This is a genomic window from Marinobacter changyiensis, assembly GCF_009193265.1.
GTDB classification, from domain to species: domain Bacteria; phylum Pseudomonadota; class Gammaproteobacteria; order Pseudomonadales; family Oleiphilaceae; genus Marinobacter; species Marinobacter changyiensis.
In genome coordinates this window covers 72,940-91,311 of sequence record NZ_VZZZ01000002.1, presented here as the reverse complement: position 1 = coordinate 91,311, position 18,372 = coordinate 72,940, and the positions used below count along the sequence as shown (strand labels likewise).

Annotated in this window: 18 protein-coding genes and 1 pseudogene; 6 read left to right on the top strand and 13 right to left on the bottom strand. The window is 56.1% G+C overall.

Annotated features, from left to right (window positions below; all coding sequences use genetic code 11):
- Positions 1-14 precede the first annotated feature (14 nt).
- The 9 genes from F6Y09_RS06275 to F6Y09_RS06235 form a co-directional block, all read right to left on the bottom strand.
- A complete protein-coding gene (locus F6Y09_RS06275; protein WP_246180368.1) occupies positions 15-1,160 on the bottom strand; it encodes a D-alanyl-D-alanine carboxypeptidase family protein in 1,146 nt (381 codons plus the stop codon).
- Positions 1,161-1,245: 85 nt separating this feature from the next.
- Positions 1,246-2,115 (bottom strand): septal ring lytic transglycosylase RlpA family protein, encoded by an 870-nt coding sequence (locus tag F6Y09_RS06270; protein ID WP_152206084.1) that lies wholly within the window; start codon positions 2,113-2,115, stop codon positions 1,246-1,248.
- Positions 2,102-3,127 carry a lytic murein transglycosylase B gene (gene mltB, locus F6Y09_RS06265; protein WP_246180365.1) on the bottom strand — a complete coding sequence of 342 codons (1,026 nt, stop codon included), beginning with the start codon at positions 3,125-3,127 and terminating at the stop codon, positions 2,102-2,104. The genes F6Y09_RS06270 and mltB overlap by 14 nt, the downstream gene beginning before the upstream one ends.
- Before the next feature lie 163 nt (positions 3,128-3,290).
- Complete coding sequence (gene rodA, locus F6Y09_RS06260) at positions 3,291-4,406, bottom strand: rod shape-determining protein RodA (RefSeq protein WP_246180418.1); 1,116 nt, start codon at positions 4,404-4,406, stop codon at positions 3,291-3,293.
- Between the two features lie 26 nt (positions 4,407-4,432).
- Positions 4,433-6,325 carry a penicillin-binding protein 2 gene (mrdA, locus tag F6Y09_RS06255; RefSeq protein ID WP_152206082.1) on the bottom strand — a complete coding sequence of 631 codons (1,893 nt, stop codon included), beginning with the start codon at positions 6,323-6,325 and terminating at the stop codon, positions 4,433-4,435.
- 9 nt (positions 6,326-6,334) lie between these two features.
- Positions 6,335-6,805 carry a 23S rRNA (pseudouridine(1915)-N(3))-methyltransferase RlmH gene (rlmH, locus tag F6Y09_RS06250; protein WP_152206081.1) on the bottom strand — a complete coding sequence of 157 codons (471 nt, stop codon included), beginning with the start codon at positions 6,803-6,805 and terminating at the stop codon, positions 6,335-6,337.
- A 2-nt stretch (positions 6,806-6,807) separates the two neighbouring features.
- The gene (gene rsfS, locus F6Y09_RS06245) at positions 6,808-7,158 is read right to left on the bottom strand and encodes a ribosome silencing factor (RefSeq protein ID WP_152206080.1); all 351 of its coding nucleotides are present in this window, start codon (positions 7,156-7,158) and stop codon (positions 6,808-6,810) included.
- A gap of 118 nt (positions 7,159-7,276) precedes the next feature.
- A complete protein-coding gene (gene nadD / locus F6Y09_RS06240) occupies positions 7,277-7,924 on the bottom strand; it encodes a nicotinate-nucleotide adenylyltransferase (RefSeq protein WP_152206079.1) in 648 nt (215 codons plus the stop codon).
- A 6-nt stretch (positions 7,925-7,930) separates the two neighbouring features.
- On the bottom strand, positions 7,931-9,187 hold the full coding sequence (locus F6Y09_RS06235) for a glutamate-5-semialdehyde dehydrogenase (RefSeq protein ID WP_152206078.1): 1,257 nt from the start codon (positions 9,185-9,187) through the stop codon (positions 7,931-7,933).
- A 168-nt stretch (positions 9,188-9,355) separates the two neighbouring features.
- On the opposite strand from F6Y09_RS06235, the gene F6Y09_RS06230 reads away from it, so the two are divergent.
- From F6Y09_RS06230 to F6Y09_RS06220, 3 genes are read left to right on the top strand one after another with little or no spacing between them, the layout of a single operon-like run.
- Positions 9,356-10,366, top strand: a complete 1,011-nt coding sequence (locus tag F6Y09_RS06230; protein WP_152206077.1) for a GGDEF domain-containing protein — start codon at positions 9,356-9,358, stop codon at positions 10,364-10,366.
- Positions 10,359-11,351 (top strand): GGDEF domain-containing protein, encoded by a 993-nt coding sequence (locus tag F6Y09_RS06225; protein ID WP_152206076.1) that lies wholly within the window; start codon positions 10,359-10,361, stop codon positions 11,349-11,351. The genes F6Y09_RS06230 and F6Y09_RS06225 overlap by 8 nt, the downstream gene beginning before the upstream one ends.
- Before the next feature lie 26 nt (positions 11,352-11,377).
- Positions 11,378-12,817 (top strand): bifunctional DedA family/phosphatase PAP2 family protein, encoded by a 1,440-nt coding sequence (locus tag F6Y09_RS06220; protein WP_246180363.1) that lies wholly within the window; start codon positions 11,378-11,380, stop codon positions 12,815-12,817.
- 27 nt (positions 12,818-12,844) lie between these two features.
- Here the strand turns inward: F6Y09_RS06220 and F6Y09_RS06215 are convergent, their stop codons facing one another.
- Positions 12,845-13,417 (bottom strand): LON peptidase substrate-binding domain-containing protein, encoded by a 573-nt coding sequence (locus tag F6Y09_RS06215; protein WP_152206513.1) that lies wholly within the window; start codon positions 13,415-13,417, stop codon positions 12,845-12,847.
- A 266-nt stretch (positions 13,418-13,683) separates the two neighbouring features.
- Here F6Y09_RS06215 and F6Y09_RS06210 point away from each other — a divergent pair.
- Positions 13,684-14,048, top strand: a pseudogene (locus F6Y09_RS06210) (dihydroxy-acid dehydratase domain-containing protein); the annotation flags it as partial.
- Positions 14,049-14,174: 126 nt separating this feature from the next.
- Here the strand turns inward: F6Y09_RS06210 and F6Y09_RS06205 are convergent.
- Both F6Y09_RS06205 and F6Y09_RS06200 read right to left on the bottom strand, forming a co-directional pair.
- Positions 14,175-14,585: a peptidoglycan-binding domain-containing protein gene (locus tag F6Y09_RS06205; protein WP_179959357.1), complete on the bottom strand. Its 411-nt coding sequence runs from the start codon at positions 14,583-14,585 to the stop codon at positions 14,175-14,177.
- A 101-nt stretch (positions 14,586-14,686) separates the two neighbouring features.
- Positions 14,687-15,787 (bottom strand): AI-2E family transporter, encoded by a 1,101-nt coding sequence (locus F6Y09_RS06200; protein WP_152206074.1) that lies wholly within the window; start codon positions 15,785-15,787, stop codon positions 14,687-14,689.
- Between the two features lie 152 nt (positions 15,788-15,939).
- On the opposite strand from F6Y09_RS06200, the gene F6Y09_RS06195 reads away from it, so the two are divergent.
- Together F6Y09_RS06195 and F6Y09_RS06190 are read left to right on the top strand one after the other, a co-directional pair.
- A complete protein-coding gene (locus F6Y09_RS06195) occupies positions 15,940-16,284 on the top strand; it encodes a hypothetical protein (RefSeq protein WP_152206073.1) in 345 nt (114 codons plus the stop codon).
- Between the two features lie 278 nt (positions 16,285-16,562).
- Positions 16,563-17,462 (top strand): haloalkane dehalogenase, encoded by a 900-nt coding sequence (locus F6Y09_RS06190; RefSeq protein ID WP_152206072.1) that lies wholly within the window; start codon positions 16,563-16,565, stop codon positions 17,460-17,462.
- A gap of 37 nt (positions 17,463-17,499) precedes the next feature.
- Here F6Y09_RS06190 and F6Y09_RS06185 read toward each other — a convergent pair whose 3' ends face one another.
- Entirely contained in the window at positions 17,500-18,096 is a 597-nt protein-coding gene (locus F6Y09_RS06185) for a phenylacetic acid degradation protein PaaY (protein WP_152206071.1), read from the bottom strand.
- Between the last annotated feature and the right edge of the window lie 276 nt (positions 18,097-18,372).

The window sequence follows — 18,372 nt, the reverse complement described above, 5'->3', positions numbered from 1 at the left end:
CTCCTGCTCTGCTATCAGAACAACTGGATGAAGAAAAGCTTGATCGCATCCCAGATGCGCTTGAAAAAGCCGCCTTCCTGTACACCTTCAAGGGCAAGAATTGGCTCATCGATGAGAACTTTGCCATCCAGCGAAACCGTCACCCGACCCAGCTCCTGGCCCGTCTCGATTGGCGCCTTGATGACACTGTCCACATCCACAACGGATTCCAGTGATGCTTTCGAGCCCCTTGGAATCGTAACAAAAATATTATTTTTAACACCTAGTTTAATCTGATCTGACTGGCCACCCCAAATCTGGCTGTCGAGCAATTTCTGACCTGCACTGAAAAGGCGTTCGTTGGTGTAGTAACGAAACCCGTAATTCAGCATTTTCTGAACTTCCTGGGCGCGGGCAGTAGGACTGTCTGTCTTCATCACTACTGCTATAAAGCGAGTCTCTTCGCGCTTGGCAGAGGCCACCAGGCAATAGCCTGCCTCTTCGGTATGGCCCGTTTTGAGTCCATCTACCGTCGGATCACGCCACAACAGCGCGTTTCGGTTCGGCTGGCGAATATTATTGAAAGTGAAGTTCTTTTCCGCATAAAGCGGATAATTATCCGGGTAATCGTTGATGATGGCTTTCGCCAGCAGCGCCAGATCATACGCTGAAGAGTACTGCTCGGGAGAGGGCAGCCCGGTGGCATTGACGTAATGGGTGTCCTGCATGCCCAGCAGTTGGGCCTGCTGGTTCATCACGTCGGCAAACGCACTCTCGCTGCCCGCAACGAACTCCGCCAGCGCAACACTGGCGTCATTTCCCGACTGGATGATCACGCCCTTGAGCAGGTCTTCCACCGATACCTGGGTGCCCTCTTTGACAAAGGTGCGTGACCCACCGGTGCGCCAGGCATTGACGCTGATCGGAACCATGTCCGACATGGCAATACGCCCTTCATCCAGCTCTCTCTCGACGATGTACGCGGTCATCATCTTGGTCAGGCTTGCAGGTGGCAGCCGCTCGTGGCTGTTGCCTTCAATCAGAATTTTGCCGCTCGACGGATCCATCAGAACAAAAGAGCCCGCACCGATAGACGGAGGCGAAGGAATCAGGACCGATTGACCGAGCACGCTGCTGGCCATGAAGGAAAGAAGTAGAATTGCGATGATGTGTCTGAACATAGAAGTTGCCATGAGTGCTTTCAGTATCATTAGATGTATTTCAGTATCGGCCCATCATACCGGATGAGCGGCCCGATACCGGGTATTAACGAGAATCTGTCAGGACAATCGCCTGATCGAACCCACGACTCGCCAGTGCTTGTTGCGCTCGCCGGGCTTCGTCCGCGCTTCCGAACGGGCCGACCTGAACACGGTGAAACAAACCGGAGGCGGTTTCCACTTTACGCACTCGAACCGATCGCTCGGTCTGTTGACGCACCTTGTCCCGCAAACCATCCGCAGGACTGCGCTGACTGAACGAGCCTAACTGTACGTAGAGTGCTTCACCGGTTTCCCTGGTCTGTTCTGCCACCGCTACGGGTGCGGCTGCCTCCGGATAACGTTTGCCAGCCAGGGTCATGCTGCCATCCGGGCGAACCGTAATCGAGGCCACTTCAACCCGAGCGGTTCCCCTTGACTGGTAACCAAGCTTTTTCGCTGCAGCATAAGAAAGGTCAATCAACCGATCCCCATGGAAGGGACCGCGATCATTTACCCTTACCACCACCGATCGACCATTATCCAGATTGGTCACCCGAGCGTAACCCGGAATCGGCAATGATTTATGAGCCGCCGACATGGTGTACATGTCAAAGGTTTCGCCGTTAGACGTTTTGTGGCCATGGAACTTTTCACCGTACCAACTGGCAATACCCCGATCGACGTAACCGTCAGCCGAAGACATCACCTGATATTGCTTGCCCCAAACCGTGTAGGGCGACTTATTACCGGCCCTGCGCGGGGCTTCATAACGCGGGCGGGCGTCCTCGAGAGCACTGGCATCAAAACTGCCAGACGGAGCCCGGTCCTGACTTATGGTGTAACGGGAAGAAGGGTCTGTCCCGCCGGGAGAAGAAGCGCAACCGGCGAGCACCAGCAGGATTAACACGGCGTAGAGTAACTTAGGATTCGTCATGCTGGCTCCGCAATGCCCGGGACAGTTCGAACACCGCCATTCCATAGAGATGACTGTGGTTGTAGCGAGTGATGACATAGAAGTTATGGTAGGTCAGCCATAATTGCGGCTGCTCTTCACCTTCCAGCCTGATGGCTCGCGCCGGCCCATCGTCAGGTAGTTCAGAAACCGGTTCAAGCCCCGCCGCCCGATAGTCTGCAATCGTTCTGGATGGCTTCAGCCCCGATGTCAGGAGCGCAGAATCCGCGGCCAGCGAGTCGGCGTCGGCAATCTGCTCCGCCACCGGGCCACCACTGACCCAGCCATGCCGGGCAAAATAATTCGCCACACTGCCGATGGCATCCACCGGATTGGTCAGAATGTCGGCAACCTTATCACCATCAAAATCAATGGCGTAATGACGATAGCTACTCGATATAAACTGGCCGTAGCCCATTGCGCCGGCATAGGAGCCTTTGACCAGGAGTGGATCAAAGCCCTGTTCACGGGTCATCAAAAAAAACTCAGCCAACTCACGCCGGAAAAACGCGCTTCGGGGCGGATAATCAAACGCCAGAGTGGCCAGGGCATCCAGCACCCGGTGATTTCCCAAATAGCGACCGTACCGGGTTTCTACCCCGATGATTGCCGCAATAATATATTTCGAAACGCCCAATTCCGTCTCTGCTCGTTCGAAAGCTTCCCGGTGTTCGCGCAGGAACGCGAGCCCGCCGTCAATCTGCTCGTCCCGTATGAATATCCGACGATATTCATACCATTCAAGGGTTTTTTCGGCTGGGGTGCTGATGGACTTCAGAATGCTGTCCTGCCGCTCCGCCTCGCCAAGCCACCCGGTCAGTTCGGCGCGGTCAAATCCGTGCTCATCGGATAACGCCTGAATGAACGCCACACCATCCCGGGTTTCCGAATAGGTACCCTCTGAAGCACCCTCAGCCGACACCGGTACTGCCGCGACGAACAGAAAAATGCCCGCAGAACACAGCAAGGAGCGACTGACTGATTGCATATTCATGAAAACCCTTTTTACCAACCAAACATTTCTGGGCATCGCTGACAACTTCCTGTTTACACAGGGCTCGCGGGAACGCTCCGGAGATTATCACGCTCCGTTTGGCATTCACCATGGCACCGGGCCAACCTAACCAAAAGGTAACCCGAATGAGCCAGACGGAACATCAGGCGGCGATCATACGCCTATGGGTATGTATGGACATCAGAATACCGAATGCCGCCATCAGAGTGACAATAGACGTGCCGCCATAACTGATCAGAGGCAACGGAACCCCCACCACCGGCAGCAAGCCGCTGACCATACCCACATTCACGAACACATAAATGAAGAACGTCATGCTCAGGGCGCCCGCCAGCAAACGACTGAACGAATCCTGTGCATTCACGGCAATATAGAGGCAGCGCAACAAGACAAGCAGGTACAGTGACATCAAAGCAAAAATACCGACAAAGCCAAACTCTTCCGCCAGTACCGCAACAATGAAGTCCGTGTGACTTTCCGGCAGGAACTCCAGGTGCGACTGGGTTCCCTGCATCCAACCCTTGCCACTCCAGCCGCCAGAGCCAATGGCCGTTTTCGACTGCATGATATTCCAGCCAGCGCCAAGCGGATCACTTTCCGGGTCCAGCAGCGTCAGCACCCGTTGTTTCTGGTAGTCACGCATGCCAAAAAACCACATTAACGGCGCTGCAATCGATACCAACACGAAAAAAGCGCTGATTATGCGCCAGCGAATACCGGCAAAAAACACCACAAACAGACCGGCAGCAGCCACCAGCACCGAGGTTCCCAGGTCTGGCTGCCTGGCAATCAACGCCATGGGAACCAACACCATCGCCAATGCAATAGCCACCCGGGAAAGCCTCGGAGGCAGGAAGTGCCGCGAGAGATACCAGGCTACCGTCATCGGCACCACAATTTTCATTAATTCCGAGGGCTGGAACCGCGGCAAGCCCGGTAATGCCAACCAACGCTGGGCGCCTTTGGCCCCCACGCCAAACAGTATTACAGCAACCAGCGCGAGCAGACCGACACCATAGAGCCAGGGCGCCCAGCGCCGGTATACCGACGGGTCAAGCTGGGCAAATACAAACATGACCACCAGCGCCAGGCCTATCCGGATGCTTTGCGCCTTGACCAGTGCAATGCGGCCGTCACCACCACTGAACAGTATGATCAAACCGAAACTGAGCAGTGCCAGCAAGAGCACCAGCAAAAACGGATCAACATGCAGAGTTGTCCAGATACTTCTGGCCCCGGACAGCGGATGGTGAGACATCGGGCGGGCAAAATCGCGTAAACCCATTACTCTCCCGCCCCCGGATCCGACTTGACCAGAACTGGCTCGTCCGGAGCCGGAAAACCCAGTAACCAGGCATCAAACATCGCCCGAGCCACCGGCGCCGCCGTGCCGCTGCCGCTGCCACCATTCTCTACAATCACTGCGACCGCGATGACCGGATCTTCCACCGGAGCAAACCCGATAAACAACGCGTGATCCCGTAGCCGAATGCGCACCTCCTCCTCATCGTACTCCTCGCCTTCGGCGAGACTGAAAACCTGGGCAGTACCGGTTTTACCGGCCATCCGGTAGGGCGCTTTGCGAGCAGCAGCGCGTGCCGTACCTTTGGTTCCGTGCATGACCGCCTCCATGGCCTTGATGCCAAACGTCCAGGTATCAGGGTCAGTCAGGATAATATCGTCCCGGGCCGCGCCAAACAGACCTTCCTCGAAATCGTGGTCTCCCAGGACATCGCTCAACAGCCTCGGCTGGTTCCATACACCCCGGTTCGCCAGCACCGCCGTTCCGGTTGCCAGCTGCAGGGGGGTCGCCAGATTAAAACCCTGTCCGATGCTCATGTTGACGGAATCACCGGGATACCAGGGTTCATTCCGGTGGGCACGTTTCCACTCCCGCGAAGGCACTATCCCGGGCAATGCACCACTGATATCCAGTGAGGTTTCCTCCCCGAAACCGAATCTGGTCAGGTAATCATGCATGACATCAACACCCATGCGCACCCCAACATCGTAAAAATAGATGTCGCAGGATTGTTCCACCGCGTCCTTCAGATTGACCCAGCCATGGCCACCGCGCTTCCAGTCACGAAAGCGACGGCCAGTCGGTTTTAACTGAAAGTAGCCCGGGTCCCAGACCGTCCGTTCTCGGTTGGTGGAGCCGCTGTCCAGTGCGGCAATGGCCAGCATGGGTTTGATCGTTGATCCGGGCGGATATTGCCCTCGCAGTGCACGATTAAACAGCGGTTTGTCCAGTGACTCGTTGAGTTCACGGTAAGCCTCAACACCAATGCCGGTGACGAACAGGTTGGCATCGAAACCCGGCACACTCGCCAGCGCCAACACGCCTCCGGTCTTGGGCTCAATGGCGACGATAGCCCCACGTCGGCCATCAAGCAGATCGTGGGCAAGTTTCTGAAGGCGAATATCCAGGTGCAAGCGGATATCTTCACCGGGCACCGGATTTTCGCGCTCAAGCACCCTCAATGTTCGCCCCCGGGCATTGGTCTCGACATGCTGATAGCCCACCTTGCCGTGCAGAGCCTGTTCGTAGAAGCGCTCTATACCTGACTTGCCGATGTAGTTGGTACCGGCATAGTTGACCGGGTCAATGCGCTGAAGTTCATCCCTGTTGATCCTGCCAACATAGCCCAGGGCATGGGAGGTCAATTCGCTGTACGGATAGTACCGAACCAGTTCGGCATTCACTTCCACGCCCGGAAGGGTATGCCGATGGACCGCCATACTGGCGATTTCCTGTTCGGTAAGATCGTAGCGCAAGGGTATTTCCTGGAACGGACGACGGGGTTCCAGAAGCCGGCCACGAAAACGGTCCAGATCATCTTCGGAAATATTCAGAATGGCCTGGAGTTCACTGAGGGTTTGGGAGATATCAGCAACCCGTTCCGGCACGATGGTGACGTTGAATACAGGCCGGTTTTCTGCCAGTAATACGTTGTTGCGATCATACACAAGGCCGCGGGTAGGCGCGACAGATTGAACCTGGACACGATTCTTATCAGACAGCGTGGTGTAAGTATCGTGCTGGATAACCTGCAAGTAATACATGCGGGCCATCAACACACCCATCATTACAAACAGCAGCATCAATGCGACCAGGGTCCGGTGCTGAAAAATACGTCGTTCGGCGACCGTGTCTTTGAACTCACCCCAAGGCATGTTGTCGTCCTAAGCGCGGTGGTATGGGTGATTTCGGGTGATGGACCACGCCCGGTAGAGCTGCTCGGCCAGCACGATCCTGACCAATGGATGCGGTAGCGTCAGCGGTGACAGTGACCACATCTGGTCAGCCTGCGCCCGACATTGGTCCGACAGGCCATCCGGCCCGCCGATCATGAAACTGACATCCCGACCGTTTTGCTGCCAACTTTCCAACTGTTTCGCCAGCTGCTCCGTGGACCAGGGTTTACCGCCCACTTCCAGCGCAATCAGCCGGTCACCCTTGCCCGTGGCCGCAAGCACCAATTCACCTTCGCGCTGAACCATGCGAGCTATATCGGCGTTTTTTCCGCGGTGAGCAAGGGCAATTTCCGAGAGTTCGACAGCAAGCTCGGGAGGCATGCGCTTTGCGTAGTCATTAAACCCCTGAGTTACCCAGTCGGGCATTTTCTGACCCACGCAAATCAGCCGCAACCGCACAGCTATTCGCTGCCTGCAGCGCCCACACTTGGAGCATCCCGCCAAAGCCGCTCAAGATCATAGAACTCACGGGTAGCAGGCATCATGACGTGGACAACCACATCACCCAGATCTACCAGAATCCAGTCGCTGACGCTTGCGCCCTCGACGCTGGACGCGCGAACGCCATTTTCCTGCGCATCTGAAACGACTGAGTCTGCCAAGGATTTTACATGTCGGTTGGAGGTACCGGAGGCAACGATCATATAATCGGTCACGCTGGTCCGGTCACGCACGTCGATGATACTCACATCTTTCGCTTTCACATTTTCCAGTGCGTTAACGACCACTTCTTTCAATTGCTCTGCCTGCATAATTACCCTGTAGCGCGGCTGGCAGCTCTGGCCACCACCCGACAAATGAGATTCAGCGCCGATTGTAGCACTAAAACATCGAAACAGGGCACGCAGAAATTACGGCTGGGACCTCCTTTCAACGCTTCCTGGAGCCTGCACCGTAAAGGCCATTTGAACGAATTGCGTCCCAGACGCTGTCTGGCAAAAGATACCGCGGCGACTGTCCCTGCTCGATGCAGCTCCGGATGCCGGTCGCGGAGATTGACAAAAGTGGCACCTCAACACCAAATACCAGGCCCGCAGGTTGGCAGTGGAGCTGATCAGCAGTGTCGGCACGACGGGACGACAACAGTTTGGCGGGCTCGCCTTCCGGTGCCAGAGCAGAACCCGGGCGGTTCACCACAATGATATGGGCCAGCTCCGGAATACACTGCCAGTCCCGCCAGTGGTCAAACGTCGCAAACGCATCCGTGCCGACCGCCATTGCCAGAGGTTCATGCTCACCCAGTTCCCTGCGTAGCTGTCGCAGGGTGTCTGCCGTGAATGACGCACCCGCTCGGAACAGTTCCCGATCATCAACGACCAACCCCGGCTCTCCGGTAATGGCCAGCTTCAGTAACTCAAGACGCCTTGCACTGTCGGCACCGGGCTGTTCCCGGTGAGGGGGAATGTGGCACGGAACCAGGGCTACCCGGGCAACTCCCAGCCGTTCTTTGAGCTCGATAGCCAGCCGGAGGTGACCATGGTGTACCGGATCAAACGTGCCCCCGAAAATCAGATGCATCGCCAATTACGTCCGCACATGGCCGTCACCAAAGACGACGTATTTTTGAGAGGTAAGCCCCTCCAGACCAACGGGCCCCCGGGCATGGATCTTGTCCGTCGAAATACCGATCTCGGCGCCCAGGCCATATTCGAACCCATCGGCAAATCGGGTTGACGCATTGACCATGACCGACGCGGAATCGACTTCCGTGATAAACCGTCGTGCGCGGGTGTAGTTTTCCGTGACAATGCTGTCCGTATGCCGGGAGCTGTAGTGGTTAATATGGGCAATGGCACCGTCAAGTCCGCTCACCACCCGTACGGCCAGAATCGGCGCCAGGTACTCGGTGTGCCAGTCTTCTTCGGTCGCGGCGATCACACGGGGTAACACCGCCCGGGTTTTTTCGCAGCCTCGCAGTTCCACCTCTTTTGCCTCAAAAGCCTGGCCCAGCAGGGGCAGGATATCCTCGGCAATCTCCTCATCCACCAGCAGCGTTTCCATGGTGTTGCAGGTGCCGTAACGATGGGTTTTGGCATTCAACGCAATACTGATCGCCTTTTCGGGATCAGCATGGCTGTCGATATAGACGTGACAGATGCCATCGAGGTGTTTGATGACGGGTACCCGGGCATCACGACTGATGCGTTCAATCAGGCCTTTACCACCCCGTGGCACAATGACATCGACATAATCCGGCATGGTAATCAACTCGCCCACGGCTGACCGATCCGTGGTCTTGATAACCTGGACCGCCGAGTCGGGCAGGCCCGCCTCGGCTAAGCCCCGGGCAATGCACCGGGCAATCGCCTGATTGGAGTGAATCGCCTCAGAGCCCCCCCGGAGAATGGCTGCATTGCCGGATTTTATGCACAGGCTGGCTGCCTCCATGGTCACATTGGGTCGGGACTCGTAAATTATCCCGATTACGCCGAGCGGAACCCGCATCTTGCCCACCTGAATGCCGGAAGGCCGATAGGTCATATTGGTGATCTCGCCTATCGGGTCCGCCAGCGAGGCGACCTGGTGCAAACCTGCGATCATGTCGTCAATTCGCGCAGCGGTAAGCTCCAGCCGGTCCATCATGGCTGGTTCGAGACCGTTTTCACGCGCTTTTTCGAGATCCCTGGAATTCGCCAGTGCCAACTCCTGCCGGGCGACATCCAGCGCCTCTGCCATTGCCAACAGCGCCAGATTCCGTGTGCTCGTCGCAGAGCGCGCCACCTGGGCCGCCGCAGCGCGTGCTTGCTGGCCGACTTCCACCATATAAGCTTTAACGTCCATTCCGTTACCCTTGCCGAAGCGTTCAACGTCAAAATAAAGTGCACACTTTACCTTCACCGATTCAAGTACGCACCTCAAGTGTTTATTATACCGCTGCAGCACAGATCACAGCGTAGCGGGTTTTAAGATACCCTGTGGCACCACCGATGACACATAAGGACGAACAGCATGGCCCAGATGGCCGACAAATTCCTGCTCAGTCGTTTAGCCCGGCTAAGCTGTCTGCTATTAATCGGACTGGCGGCTTACGGGGCCATCCTTTCGATCTGGCTCGCGGCCGCTGCGGCGCTCCTCTGTGGCCTACTGATCTGGACCACGCCCGCGATGAACCCTGGCAACGAGCGCATTATATGGGTCTGCATCAACCGCACTATCGCGCTGATCCTGACCGCCTTGTTATTGGCAAGCCTTTGGCTTGGGCCCGCGAGCCTGACGCATTGGCTTTACGCGGTTCCGCTCATCGCCTTTGGGTTATTTCCCCTGGCCTGGGGAGTACTGCTGGTAGTGCTCGCCATGGCGACAATCATGATAACAACGCTGATGCCAGAGGCCGGTCCAGCCAGGCACCAGCTTGTGAGTTCCCTGTTGCTGACCACAGCCATCGCCGGGTTGCTGGTGTTTCTTCGCGAGTATAAGACCCGGCAGCTTGCTCCCCTGCGCCGCACCGATGAATTAACCCGGGCCGCCAGCCGGGACTACCTGTCAGCGGACCTTCACAAGGAAATTCAGCGCAGCGAACGCGAGGGTACCGACATGGCTATCGCAATGATTGGCCTCGACACGCATCTTAACGACTCCGACCTCGATGCTGACATTCGCGCCATACTGCCTCGAATCGGGCGATTTTTGCACTCCCAACTGCGGGACTTCGACAGCTATTACCGGGTCGCCGACCTCCAGTTCCTGATCATACTGCCAGGCAACACTACCGCAGAATCCGCCGCCAAAGCCGAGCAAATCCGCAAAGGGCTCAGAGCACTGCTGGTTTCACAGGAGATGGACCTGACCATCAGCGCGGGAGTAGCCGGGCTCAACATCGGCGATGATGCAGACAGCTTGCAGCATTCCGCCGCCAACGCCCTGCGACGCGCCCAGCAACAGGGAGGCAACCGTGTACAGTCCTACAGTCCCTGGCCCGGTCCCGCGATTAAAGCCATCGGAGGTCTCCAGCATGACTGAGACCCGACTTCGTACCTACACTCATCTTGCAGGTTATGGTCTTGCCACCTTATTTATCATTGCCCTCGCCTCCCAAAACCTGCGATACGGGTTCTACGAACTCTTCTATCTGGCAACGGCGCTGGCCATACTGACCGGCATAGGCGCCATATACACCCTGATTTCGCGACGCCAGCAACTCAAGGCGCCCGGGCACCTGGTCATCCTGGCATTGCTCAATGCCGCCATTATTGCGGCGCTTTTCACCCTCGACCGAACCGATATCAGTTACTGGTGCCTGCCGACCCTATTGCTGAACATGCTGATACTGCCCTTGCGCCAGGGGCTTATCCTGTCACTTGCGTCCATCATTCTGCTCAGCGGTTATTTGTTTGCCTCCTTGCCCACATCAGAAGCCCTGCTGATCACCATGGCCATGCTGATGGTCCTGGGCGCAGCCTCTTTATACATCTGGCATTATAATCACATGGCCCAGTCAGCCGAGGATCTTGCCATCACGGACCCCATCACCGGCGCCCACAATGCTCGCTTCCTGGATGAGACGTTGCAGAAGGAAATCAGCCGATCCAACGTCACGGGTCACTCATTGTCGGTCATTTTGATTGGCATTGACTACGTGGGAGAGGCCAAGGACCTGCACGGTGAAACCGCCATGCAAAACCTGTCGAAAGAGGTCACCCAGCAGTTGTTTGGTGTGATTCGGGCTGGCGACACTCTTTATACCCTGGGTAGTGGTGAATTTTTCCTGATTCTTCCCTTTACTCCCGAAGAGGGCGTCCGGGTAATTGCCGAACGTATTCGCCGGACCCTGGCGGAATATCGCTGGCCGGTTATCGGCCGGCTTACCGTCAGTCTTGGTTGCACCACCCGAATAAACGGCGACACGCATAGCGATAACTTGCGCGGGCGGGCGGCAAAAGCGCTCCAACAAGCCCGACAACGGGGCCATGACAACATCTGGTACAGCCACGGAGACCGTCACTAACCATGACATCTGGCGTGTTTGAATCAATGACTGACTGGTTTTTAACAAACCCCCAGTGGCTTGCCGCAGGCCTGTTTCTAACTGCGCTTCTGGAATCCCTTGCTATCGCAGGCCTGGTGATACCCGGGGTCGCCATCCTTTTTGCCGTCGCCGCCCTGGCTGGAAAAACAGGCATGCCTCTAGGAGAAGCACTGGCCTGGGCCTGGGCCGGAGCAATACTCGGCGATGGCCTCAGCTACCTGCTGGGACGCCAGTTGAAAGGTCGCCTGCATACTGTCTGGCCGTTCAGTCGCTATCCGAAGATGCTGCAGCGTGGAGAGCATTTTTTTCTGCTTCACGGCGGCAAGAGTGTGGTTATCGGGCGGTTTGTGGGGCCAATCCGGCCAGTCCTTCCCCTTGTCGCTGGCGCTTTCCGGATGCCCTGGCAACGCTTCTTCACCTTCAATATCCTGTCGGCTATAGGCTGGGCACCCGTTTATATTTTACCCGGTTTTTTGGTTGGCAGCGCGCTGGCCTCGGACATCAAACTACCACCTCACCTTTATCCGGTCCTTGGCTTGAGCGCCGCAATCCTTGCCGCTATTTATCTGGTATTTTTTCGCCTGCGCTGGGGGCTGGACAACGAAAGTCGCATCTATAACCGTTTGCGGCGATGGACAATGCGCTATGACGCCACCCATCAGTTCTGGCGTTCGTTTTCCAGTGCACGACCAGCCCAGGGCGGCGAGTTTCCGCTGGGGTCCCTGAGCCTGGGATTGGCTGCCGGGTCGCTGTTTGCAATCTGGGCCACCATCAATCTTTCTACCGGTGTGCTTGGCGGTTTCGATCAGCAGGTTGCCAACTTTTTCAGCAGCATGCGCAACCCCTTGTTTGACACCCCAGCGCTATTCCTGACGTTGCTCGGCGATATTTTTCCCCTGACTCTGGGGGCGCTGCTTGCAATCGCGGCATTTGCCTTCCGAGGCTACTATGCGGCGGCTTTGCACGTGGGAGTTGGCTTGCTGATTACCAGCGCGATGGTAACCGGCCTGAAAGTGAGCTTTGCTGTTGGACGGCCGGAGCTGGTGGCCACGCCGCCGGATTCCTGGGCTTTTCCCAGCGGCCATGCGACCAGCATGGCCATGTTTTCGGGGCTGGCGGCCAGTTTTGTCGCTCGGGAATTCAGCAACAGGAAACGCTGGCAAATCTATCTTGGTTTTAGTCTGCCTATGCTCTTGGTGGCAGGTAGCCGGCTTTACCTTGGGGTACACTGGTTCAGTGACGTGGTTGGCGGGATTCTGTTGGGGTTGTCGCTATGCGGATTCCTCCGTGCCAGCTACAGCCGGTACGACAACACTCCCCTGAAGCTGGACCCATCGGCGGCTTTTGCTTTCTTGCTCTGGCTGATCGGGGTTGCCAGCTACCTCAGCTTCACGTGGTCGGAGGCTGTCACGCGATATGCTCCTCTGAACACCGCGGCATTCTGATCGCTTTGATCACACCGGTCAGGCTGATTATTCCAGGGCTTCCAGCAAGGCGTGCAGCCGTTCCAGGCGTTCAATAGGATCCTGGAGTTCCACTAATCGCTGCTTTTCCTGCTTGTCCAGAGGCAACAACTCGGTCAGGCGCCAGCCTACGTCCCGGGCGTCATCAAAGATAACGTCCATGTCCAGATCATTGACCACGGGATGCTTCAACAACGCCCGCAGAACAACCGGTAATTCCGAGTACTCGTCGGGAACATCAACCTCGGCTTCGTCTATCAGACATTCGACATCCCCCAGGTTGAGACCATCGGGAGCCTTCCAGGCTTTGATCACCGACACCTTGGACTGACCTTCAACTGTAATACCCAGTAAGCCATTATCCAACTGCTGAAAATCAATAATCCGTACATAGGTACCGATATCGTAAAACGCTGCCATGGTGCCGGTTTCCAGCCCTTCACGGAGCAACACCACGACAAAGCCCCGATCTTCCTTCAGGCAGCGGGTCAACATGTCTATATAGCGCGGCTCAAAGAGCTGGAGAGGAATTCGTCCCCGTGGCAAAACGATCGAGTTCAATGGAAACAAAGGTACATGCATAAAGGATTCAGTCACCTTAATCAGGACTCCGGAGTCAGTGCTGCGCAGGTTCTTCGTATAATGCAACCAAGTGTAACTGCGGTGCGTCAAAACAACCATTCGCGAATAAATTAATCTGGCACCCTCACGGCTTTATTGGCCAGATAACAACAGGGGTAACCACCATGCCTCAATACCGCTCGCGGACTTCCACCGCTGGCCGCAATATGGCCGGAGCCCATTCTCTATGGCGCGCCACCGGCATGAAGGAAGAAGATTTTTGGCAAACCCATGCAGATCGCGAACCACTGCTCCTGAAGGCCGGCCGTCAGATTGTGGAGAATGCAAAGCGGTATTACGAACAGGATGACGCCAGTGTATTGCCACTGAGCATCGCATCCATGACTTCTTTTGAGAACGCGATGGCGCTGGATGTCGCCATGGGCGGCTCCATCAATACCATTCTGCATTTGCTGGCAGCCGCTCACCCAAATATCACATGGAAGATGTTCACCGGGCCGGCGGTATCATGGGCATTCTCGGGGAGCTTGACCGTGCGGGGCTGATCGATACCAGCCTGCCAACGGTCCATAGCAACACCTTGGCAGAGGCCCTGGAGACCTGGAATATCATGCGCAGCCCGACGCCGGCGTGGTGGCAGCCCCTTGAGGCACGTCCGCGCAAGGTGTCAGCAGCACTTAAGGCTTATGCTTTGCTGGCGACCAGCGCCGATGAAGGTGCAGTTCGGGATCTCGAGAAACTGCGGTAAAACCGAAAATTAATTAAAAAATGACCAACCACCGTCATCGTCTTCCTCAATCTCATCTTCTGTCTGGGTTTCAGCCAACTTTGCCCGGGGCGCCTGAGCGGCATCCGCACTGGCGGTTCGGGTAGCCGGCGCCTGAGAGGCCGCAAACTTAACCGTCACCAAACCCAGGGCTTTCTTGGTGTCTGCATTCAACTCACCAGTAGCCTGAAGATCCGGATGATCATTTTGGAACGCTTCCAGCGCAGATCTCGTGGCCGCATCCATGGGCGCATTGACGTTCTTAATCTGATATCCGGCACCGTAAAGCGCGTTTTTAAGGGCAACCGTTTCGTTGGCTGAGACATGAGCAGCGCCTGCGCTCAACACAATACCGGTCATGACCATCGCCAGCTTGTGGCTTCTCCAGATTCCGGAAATCATAATGCTCTCCTGTATAGCGTTATTTTTATCGTCGTGAAGCGGCCATTCAAACCAGAACATTCACGCTACACATCAGCATACTACAGGGAAGCGTAAGGGGCTCAGGCCTCTTTGTTGTCTTTATGTTGCTCAACAGCGTCGGGTGTAACAGACGGTACGTCGGTTTGACTGAACTCTCGAATAAAAATACCCCAGAAAGCCATGAACAGGGCAGCCACCAGCGGCCCCATCACAAAGCCGTTGATCCCGAACATGACGATGCCACCCAGGGTTGACAGCAATACGATGTAATCCGGCAATTTGGTGTCGCGGCCCACAAATATCGGCCGCAAGACGTTGTCTGCCAGGCCAATCACAATCACCCCGAACGCGGTCAGTACCAGAGCAGAAGCCACATCTCCGACGGCGGCCAGGTAGATCGCAGCCGGGACCCAGACAATCGCTGCGCCAATTGCCGGCAGCAGAGAGACAATAGCCATTACCACACCCCATAGCAGCGCAGCATTGATACCAAGAACCCAGAAGATAAAACCGCCTAAAGCACCCTGGATTATGGCGATCAGCAGGTTGCCTTTAACAGTTGCACGGGTGACCTCTGCGAACTTTGCAAACAGAAGACGCTCCCGCTCATCCCCCAGCGGCAGCGCACGAATCAACAAATCCACCAGTTTGTTGCCGTCCCGAAGCAGAAAAAAGGCCAGGTAAATCATCAGCCCCAAGCCGAGAAAGAACTGAAAGGCATTCTGGCCCACACCCAGCGCCTGCCTTGCCATGAATTGGCTGCCACCAACAAACGCACTGGCTGCCCGATCCCGCAAGCCTTCAAACTCTATATTGAACTGGGCGAGAAAAGCCTCAATCGCAGGGAATGAATTATTAACCTGGTCAATGTATTCGCCCGGCCGGATTTCGCCGTCCTGGATTTGTTGGTAAAGCCCCATACCTTCCGCAATCAGCGAGGACACCAGCACGATCACGGGAATTACCACGATGATCATGCAAATCATCAGTGTCAATAACGCAATACTGTTGGGCCGATCCCCGATTTTCCGCTTCAGCCAGTGCTGAACCGGATGGAAAATCAGGGCGATGGCGACCGCCCAGAAAATGGGACCGAAAAAAGGCATCATCAGAAAAATAAAGGCCAGTGACACCAGCACCAGCATGGCGAGAAAAGACCGCCTTTCAAGATCTTCGTACATAGTCAGGATCCGTCCATTCAACGCATGACCAAAGGCGCATGTTATACCCTACCATGACACCCGTGGCCACTCTGACCACGGTCATTGTATAGTGGGAAACGGTACCCTGAAAAAGCTCAGGACCGCTGAAACAGCAGCACAGGTCAACCTCATTGGACATCCAGACGTTTACGATCGAGACAGCATTGGAGACAGCGCTGTCATTGAAGAAAATACTGGCAAGCCGGACCCACCGCAAAAAGATTCTGGGCCAGGAAGTCATTGTTCCGGGGCAGCTCGGGGAAGCACTTCAGCTGCCCAGGATCATTGCGCGCCTGCAAAGTCGTCACCAACGCCAGCGAGACCAGGGGCTGGAAGATTTCACTGCGCTTTGGCAAACGCTCTCGAGCACCACCCGGGCCAATGTTTTCCGGGCATTGGGCTGGTACGACCCGCAGGATCTTGACTGGGAGGACAAACGCTCAAACCGCCGACCCCGGCCCGGCCTGGAAGACTGACTGCGCCTGGAGTCTGAAGCACCGGGTACCGTATCGTCGCGGTTTCAATGGCCCTCCACCGTCACAAGCTGCCGGTACAGTGAAAATAACGGAGGTTTTATGAGTCGACGACGCTGCCATGGCCGGGACCGACTACTCGGAACGCATCCTGAATCTGCTGGAAGCAATAGGCCTACGCACTGTTACCGAAACCAAACACACCTTTTCTCCATCTGCTTTATGCTGTCTGATCTAGCCCACGAGTGGCTGCGCACCGATCAGTCAGGACAGTCGATGGCATGCGTATTCTGAGAACCGAAGACACCCGTTTCGCGGGTTTGGCAGACTACCCTTTTAAACCCAATTACCTGGAAGTTCAACAGGAACTCCGGATGCACTATGTTGACGAAGGTCCGCCCCAAAGCGATCCCGTAATGATGCTTCACGGGGAGCCATCGTGGTCTTATCTTTACCGCCATATGATTCCCCGCGTAGCAGAGGCCGGCCATCGGGTGCTGGCACCAGACCTGGTCGGCTTTGGCAAATCCGATAAACCGGCAGACGTCAGCGACTACAGCTATGAACGCCACATGACATGGCTGACGGAGTGGCTGACACGGCTCAATCTCACCAACATCACGCTGGTTTGTCAGAACTGGGGGTCGTTACTTGGCCTGCGGCTGGCCGCCGAACATCCGGAACGATTTCAATGCATCATCGTCGCTAATGGCATGTTGCCTACGGGCGAAACCCCGGTACCGGCAGCGTTCACTCTGTGGAAAGCCTTCGCTACCTATAGCCCCTGGTTTCCTATCAGCCGGATCGTGCAACTGGGTACCGGCAGAACCCTGACCAGGCCTGAAAGGGCCGCCTATGAAGCGCCGTTTCCCTCAGCGGATTTCAAAGCGGGTGCCCGGGCATTCCCCAAGCTGGTACCGGTGTCGCCAGATGATCCTGCCAGCCTTGCCAATCGGGCTGCCTGGCAAGTACTGGAAAACTGGAAAAAACCCTTCATCACCTGTTTTAGCAGCGGCGACCCCATTACCCGCGGGGGTGACCGCTATATGCAAAGACGCATCCCCGGAGCCCATGGCCAGCCCCACATCACTCTGCGGGGCGGGCACTTCCTGCAAGAGGATTCGCCGGAAGACTTTGCCCGCATTATCAACGATGCACTGAAATCGGAGGCGGCGGCCTGACAGAGTCTTTGACTACGCTCGGCCCGGGCTCTTGCCTCTATTCACTCTGATGCTTGGGCTGGTAACTGCCGGCATCAACCCTGGGGCGATCAGACTCCGCCGCCTCCAACGGTTGGCACTCCTCCAGGCTGGCAAGGGAGCGACGGGTCAGTCTCTGGTACTCTTCCGTCCCCTTCGCTTTCCATGCTATCTCGGTATCGTTCAGCGGACGTAGCACCTTTGCCGGCGTACCCACAATCAATGACGCAGGCTCGCACTTAAAACCGGCTTTCACCAAGGCCCCGGCGCCGACAATGGAACGGGGTGCAATAACGGCCTCATCCATGACCACTGCGTTCATGCCCACCAGAGCGTCCTCTCCGATAATACAACCGTGAAGGATTGCGCCATGCCCTACATGGCCATTCTTCTCAATCACCGTATCCATGCCCGGGAAGGCATGCATAACACAGGTATCCTGAATATTGGAGCCCTCCTTAAGTACAATTCGACCGAAATCACCACGCAGGGAAGCTGCTGGCCCCACATAGCAATCCGCACCAATCCAGACATCACCGATCAGCACAGCTGTCGGATGAACATAAGCGGACGGGTGAACAACGGGGACAACGCCTTCTATACTGTAACTGGGCATAACGCTCTCCTGAGCAAACGGGCACCGGAACGGGGTCGGACCTTGGCAAGGCTAAACACACGGGATCCGAAAAGTTATTGTGATCCATTTTCTGTATCACATTATCGTATTCAGGAAGATTAATCATGCCCGAAAAGCCGTTAAAGCTATCCAAATTCTGGCCAGATTCGGAATTCTGACAACACACAAACAAGATTATCAATAATTTTCAGACAGATAGAAACCGGAGCCCAGCACCCGGGATGGAAGTGATACAAAAAATGACGCCCACAGTCC

Bases quoted from the DNA above. Each gene is read 5' to 3' on its own strand.
- F6Y09_RS06275 (WP_246180368.1), bottom strand. From the start codon at position 1,160: ATGTTCAGACACATCATCGCAATTCTACTTCTTTCCTTCATGGCCAGC.
- F6Y09_RS06270 (WP_152206084.1), bottom strand. From the start codon at position 2,115: ATGACGAATCCTAAGTTACTCTACGCCGTGTTAATCCTGCTGGTGCTC.
- mltB (WP_246180365.1), bottom strand. From the start codon at position 3,127: ATGAATATGCAATCAGTCAGTCGCTCCTTGCTGTGTTCTGCGGGCATT.
- rodA (WP_246180418.1), bottom strand. From the start codon at position 4,406: ATGTCTCACCATCCGCTGTCCGGGGCCAGAAGTATCTGGACAACTCTG.
- mrdA (WP_152206082.1), bottom strand. From the start codon at position 6,325: ATGCCTTGGGGTGAGTTCAAAGACACGGTCGCCGAACGACGTATTTTT.
- rsfS (WP_152206080.1), bottom strand. From the start codon at position 7,158: ATGCAGGCAGAGCAATTGAAAGAAGTGGTCGTTAACGCACTGGAAAAT.
- nadD (WP_152206079.1), bottom strand. From the start codon at position 7,924: ATGCATCTGATTTTCGGGGGCACGTTTGATCCGGTACACCATGGTCAC.
- F6Y09_RS06235 (WP_152206078.1), bottom strand. From the start codon at position 9,187: ATGGACGTTAAAGCTTATATGGTGGAAGTCGGCCAGCAAGCACGCGCT.
- F6Y09_RS06230 (WP_152206077.1), top strand. From the start codon at position 9,356: ATGGCCCAGATGGCCGACAAATTCCTGCTCAGTCGTTTAGCCCGGCTA.
- F6Y09_RS06225 (WP_152206076.1), top strand. From the start codon at position 10,359: ATGACTGAGACCCGACTTCGTACCTACACTCATCTTGCAGGTTATGGT.
- F6Y09_RS06220 (WP_246180363.1), top strand. From the start codon at position 11,378: ATGACTGACTGGTTTTTAACAAACCCCCAGTGGCTTGCCGCAGGCCTG.
- F6Y09_RS06215 (WP_152206513.1), bottom strand. From the start codon at position 13,417: ATGCATGTACCTTTGTTTCCATTGAACTCGATCGTTTTGCCACGGGGA.
- F6Y09_RS06205 (WP_179959357.1), bottom strand. From the start codon at position 14,585: ATGATTTCCGGAATCTGGAGAAGCCACAAGCTGGCGATGGTCATGACC.
- F6Y09_RS06200 (WP_152206074.1), bottom strand. From the start codon at position 15,787: ATGTACGAAGATCTTGAAAGGCGGTCTTTTCTCGCCATGCTGGTGCTG.
- F6Y09_RS06190 (WP_152206072.1), top strand. From the start codon at position 16,563: ATGCGTATTCTGAGAACCGAAGACACCCGTTTCGCGGGTTTGGCAGAC.
- F6Y09_RS06185 (WP_152206071.1), bottom strand. From the start codon at position 18,096: ATGCCCAGTTACAGTATAGAAGGCGTTGTCCCCGTTGTTCACCCGTCC.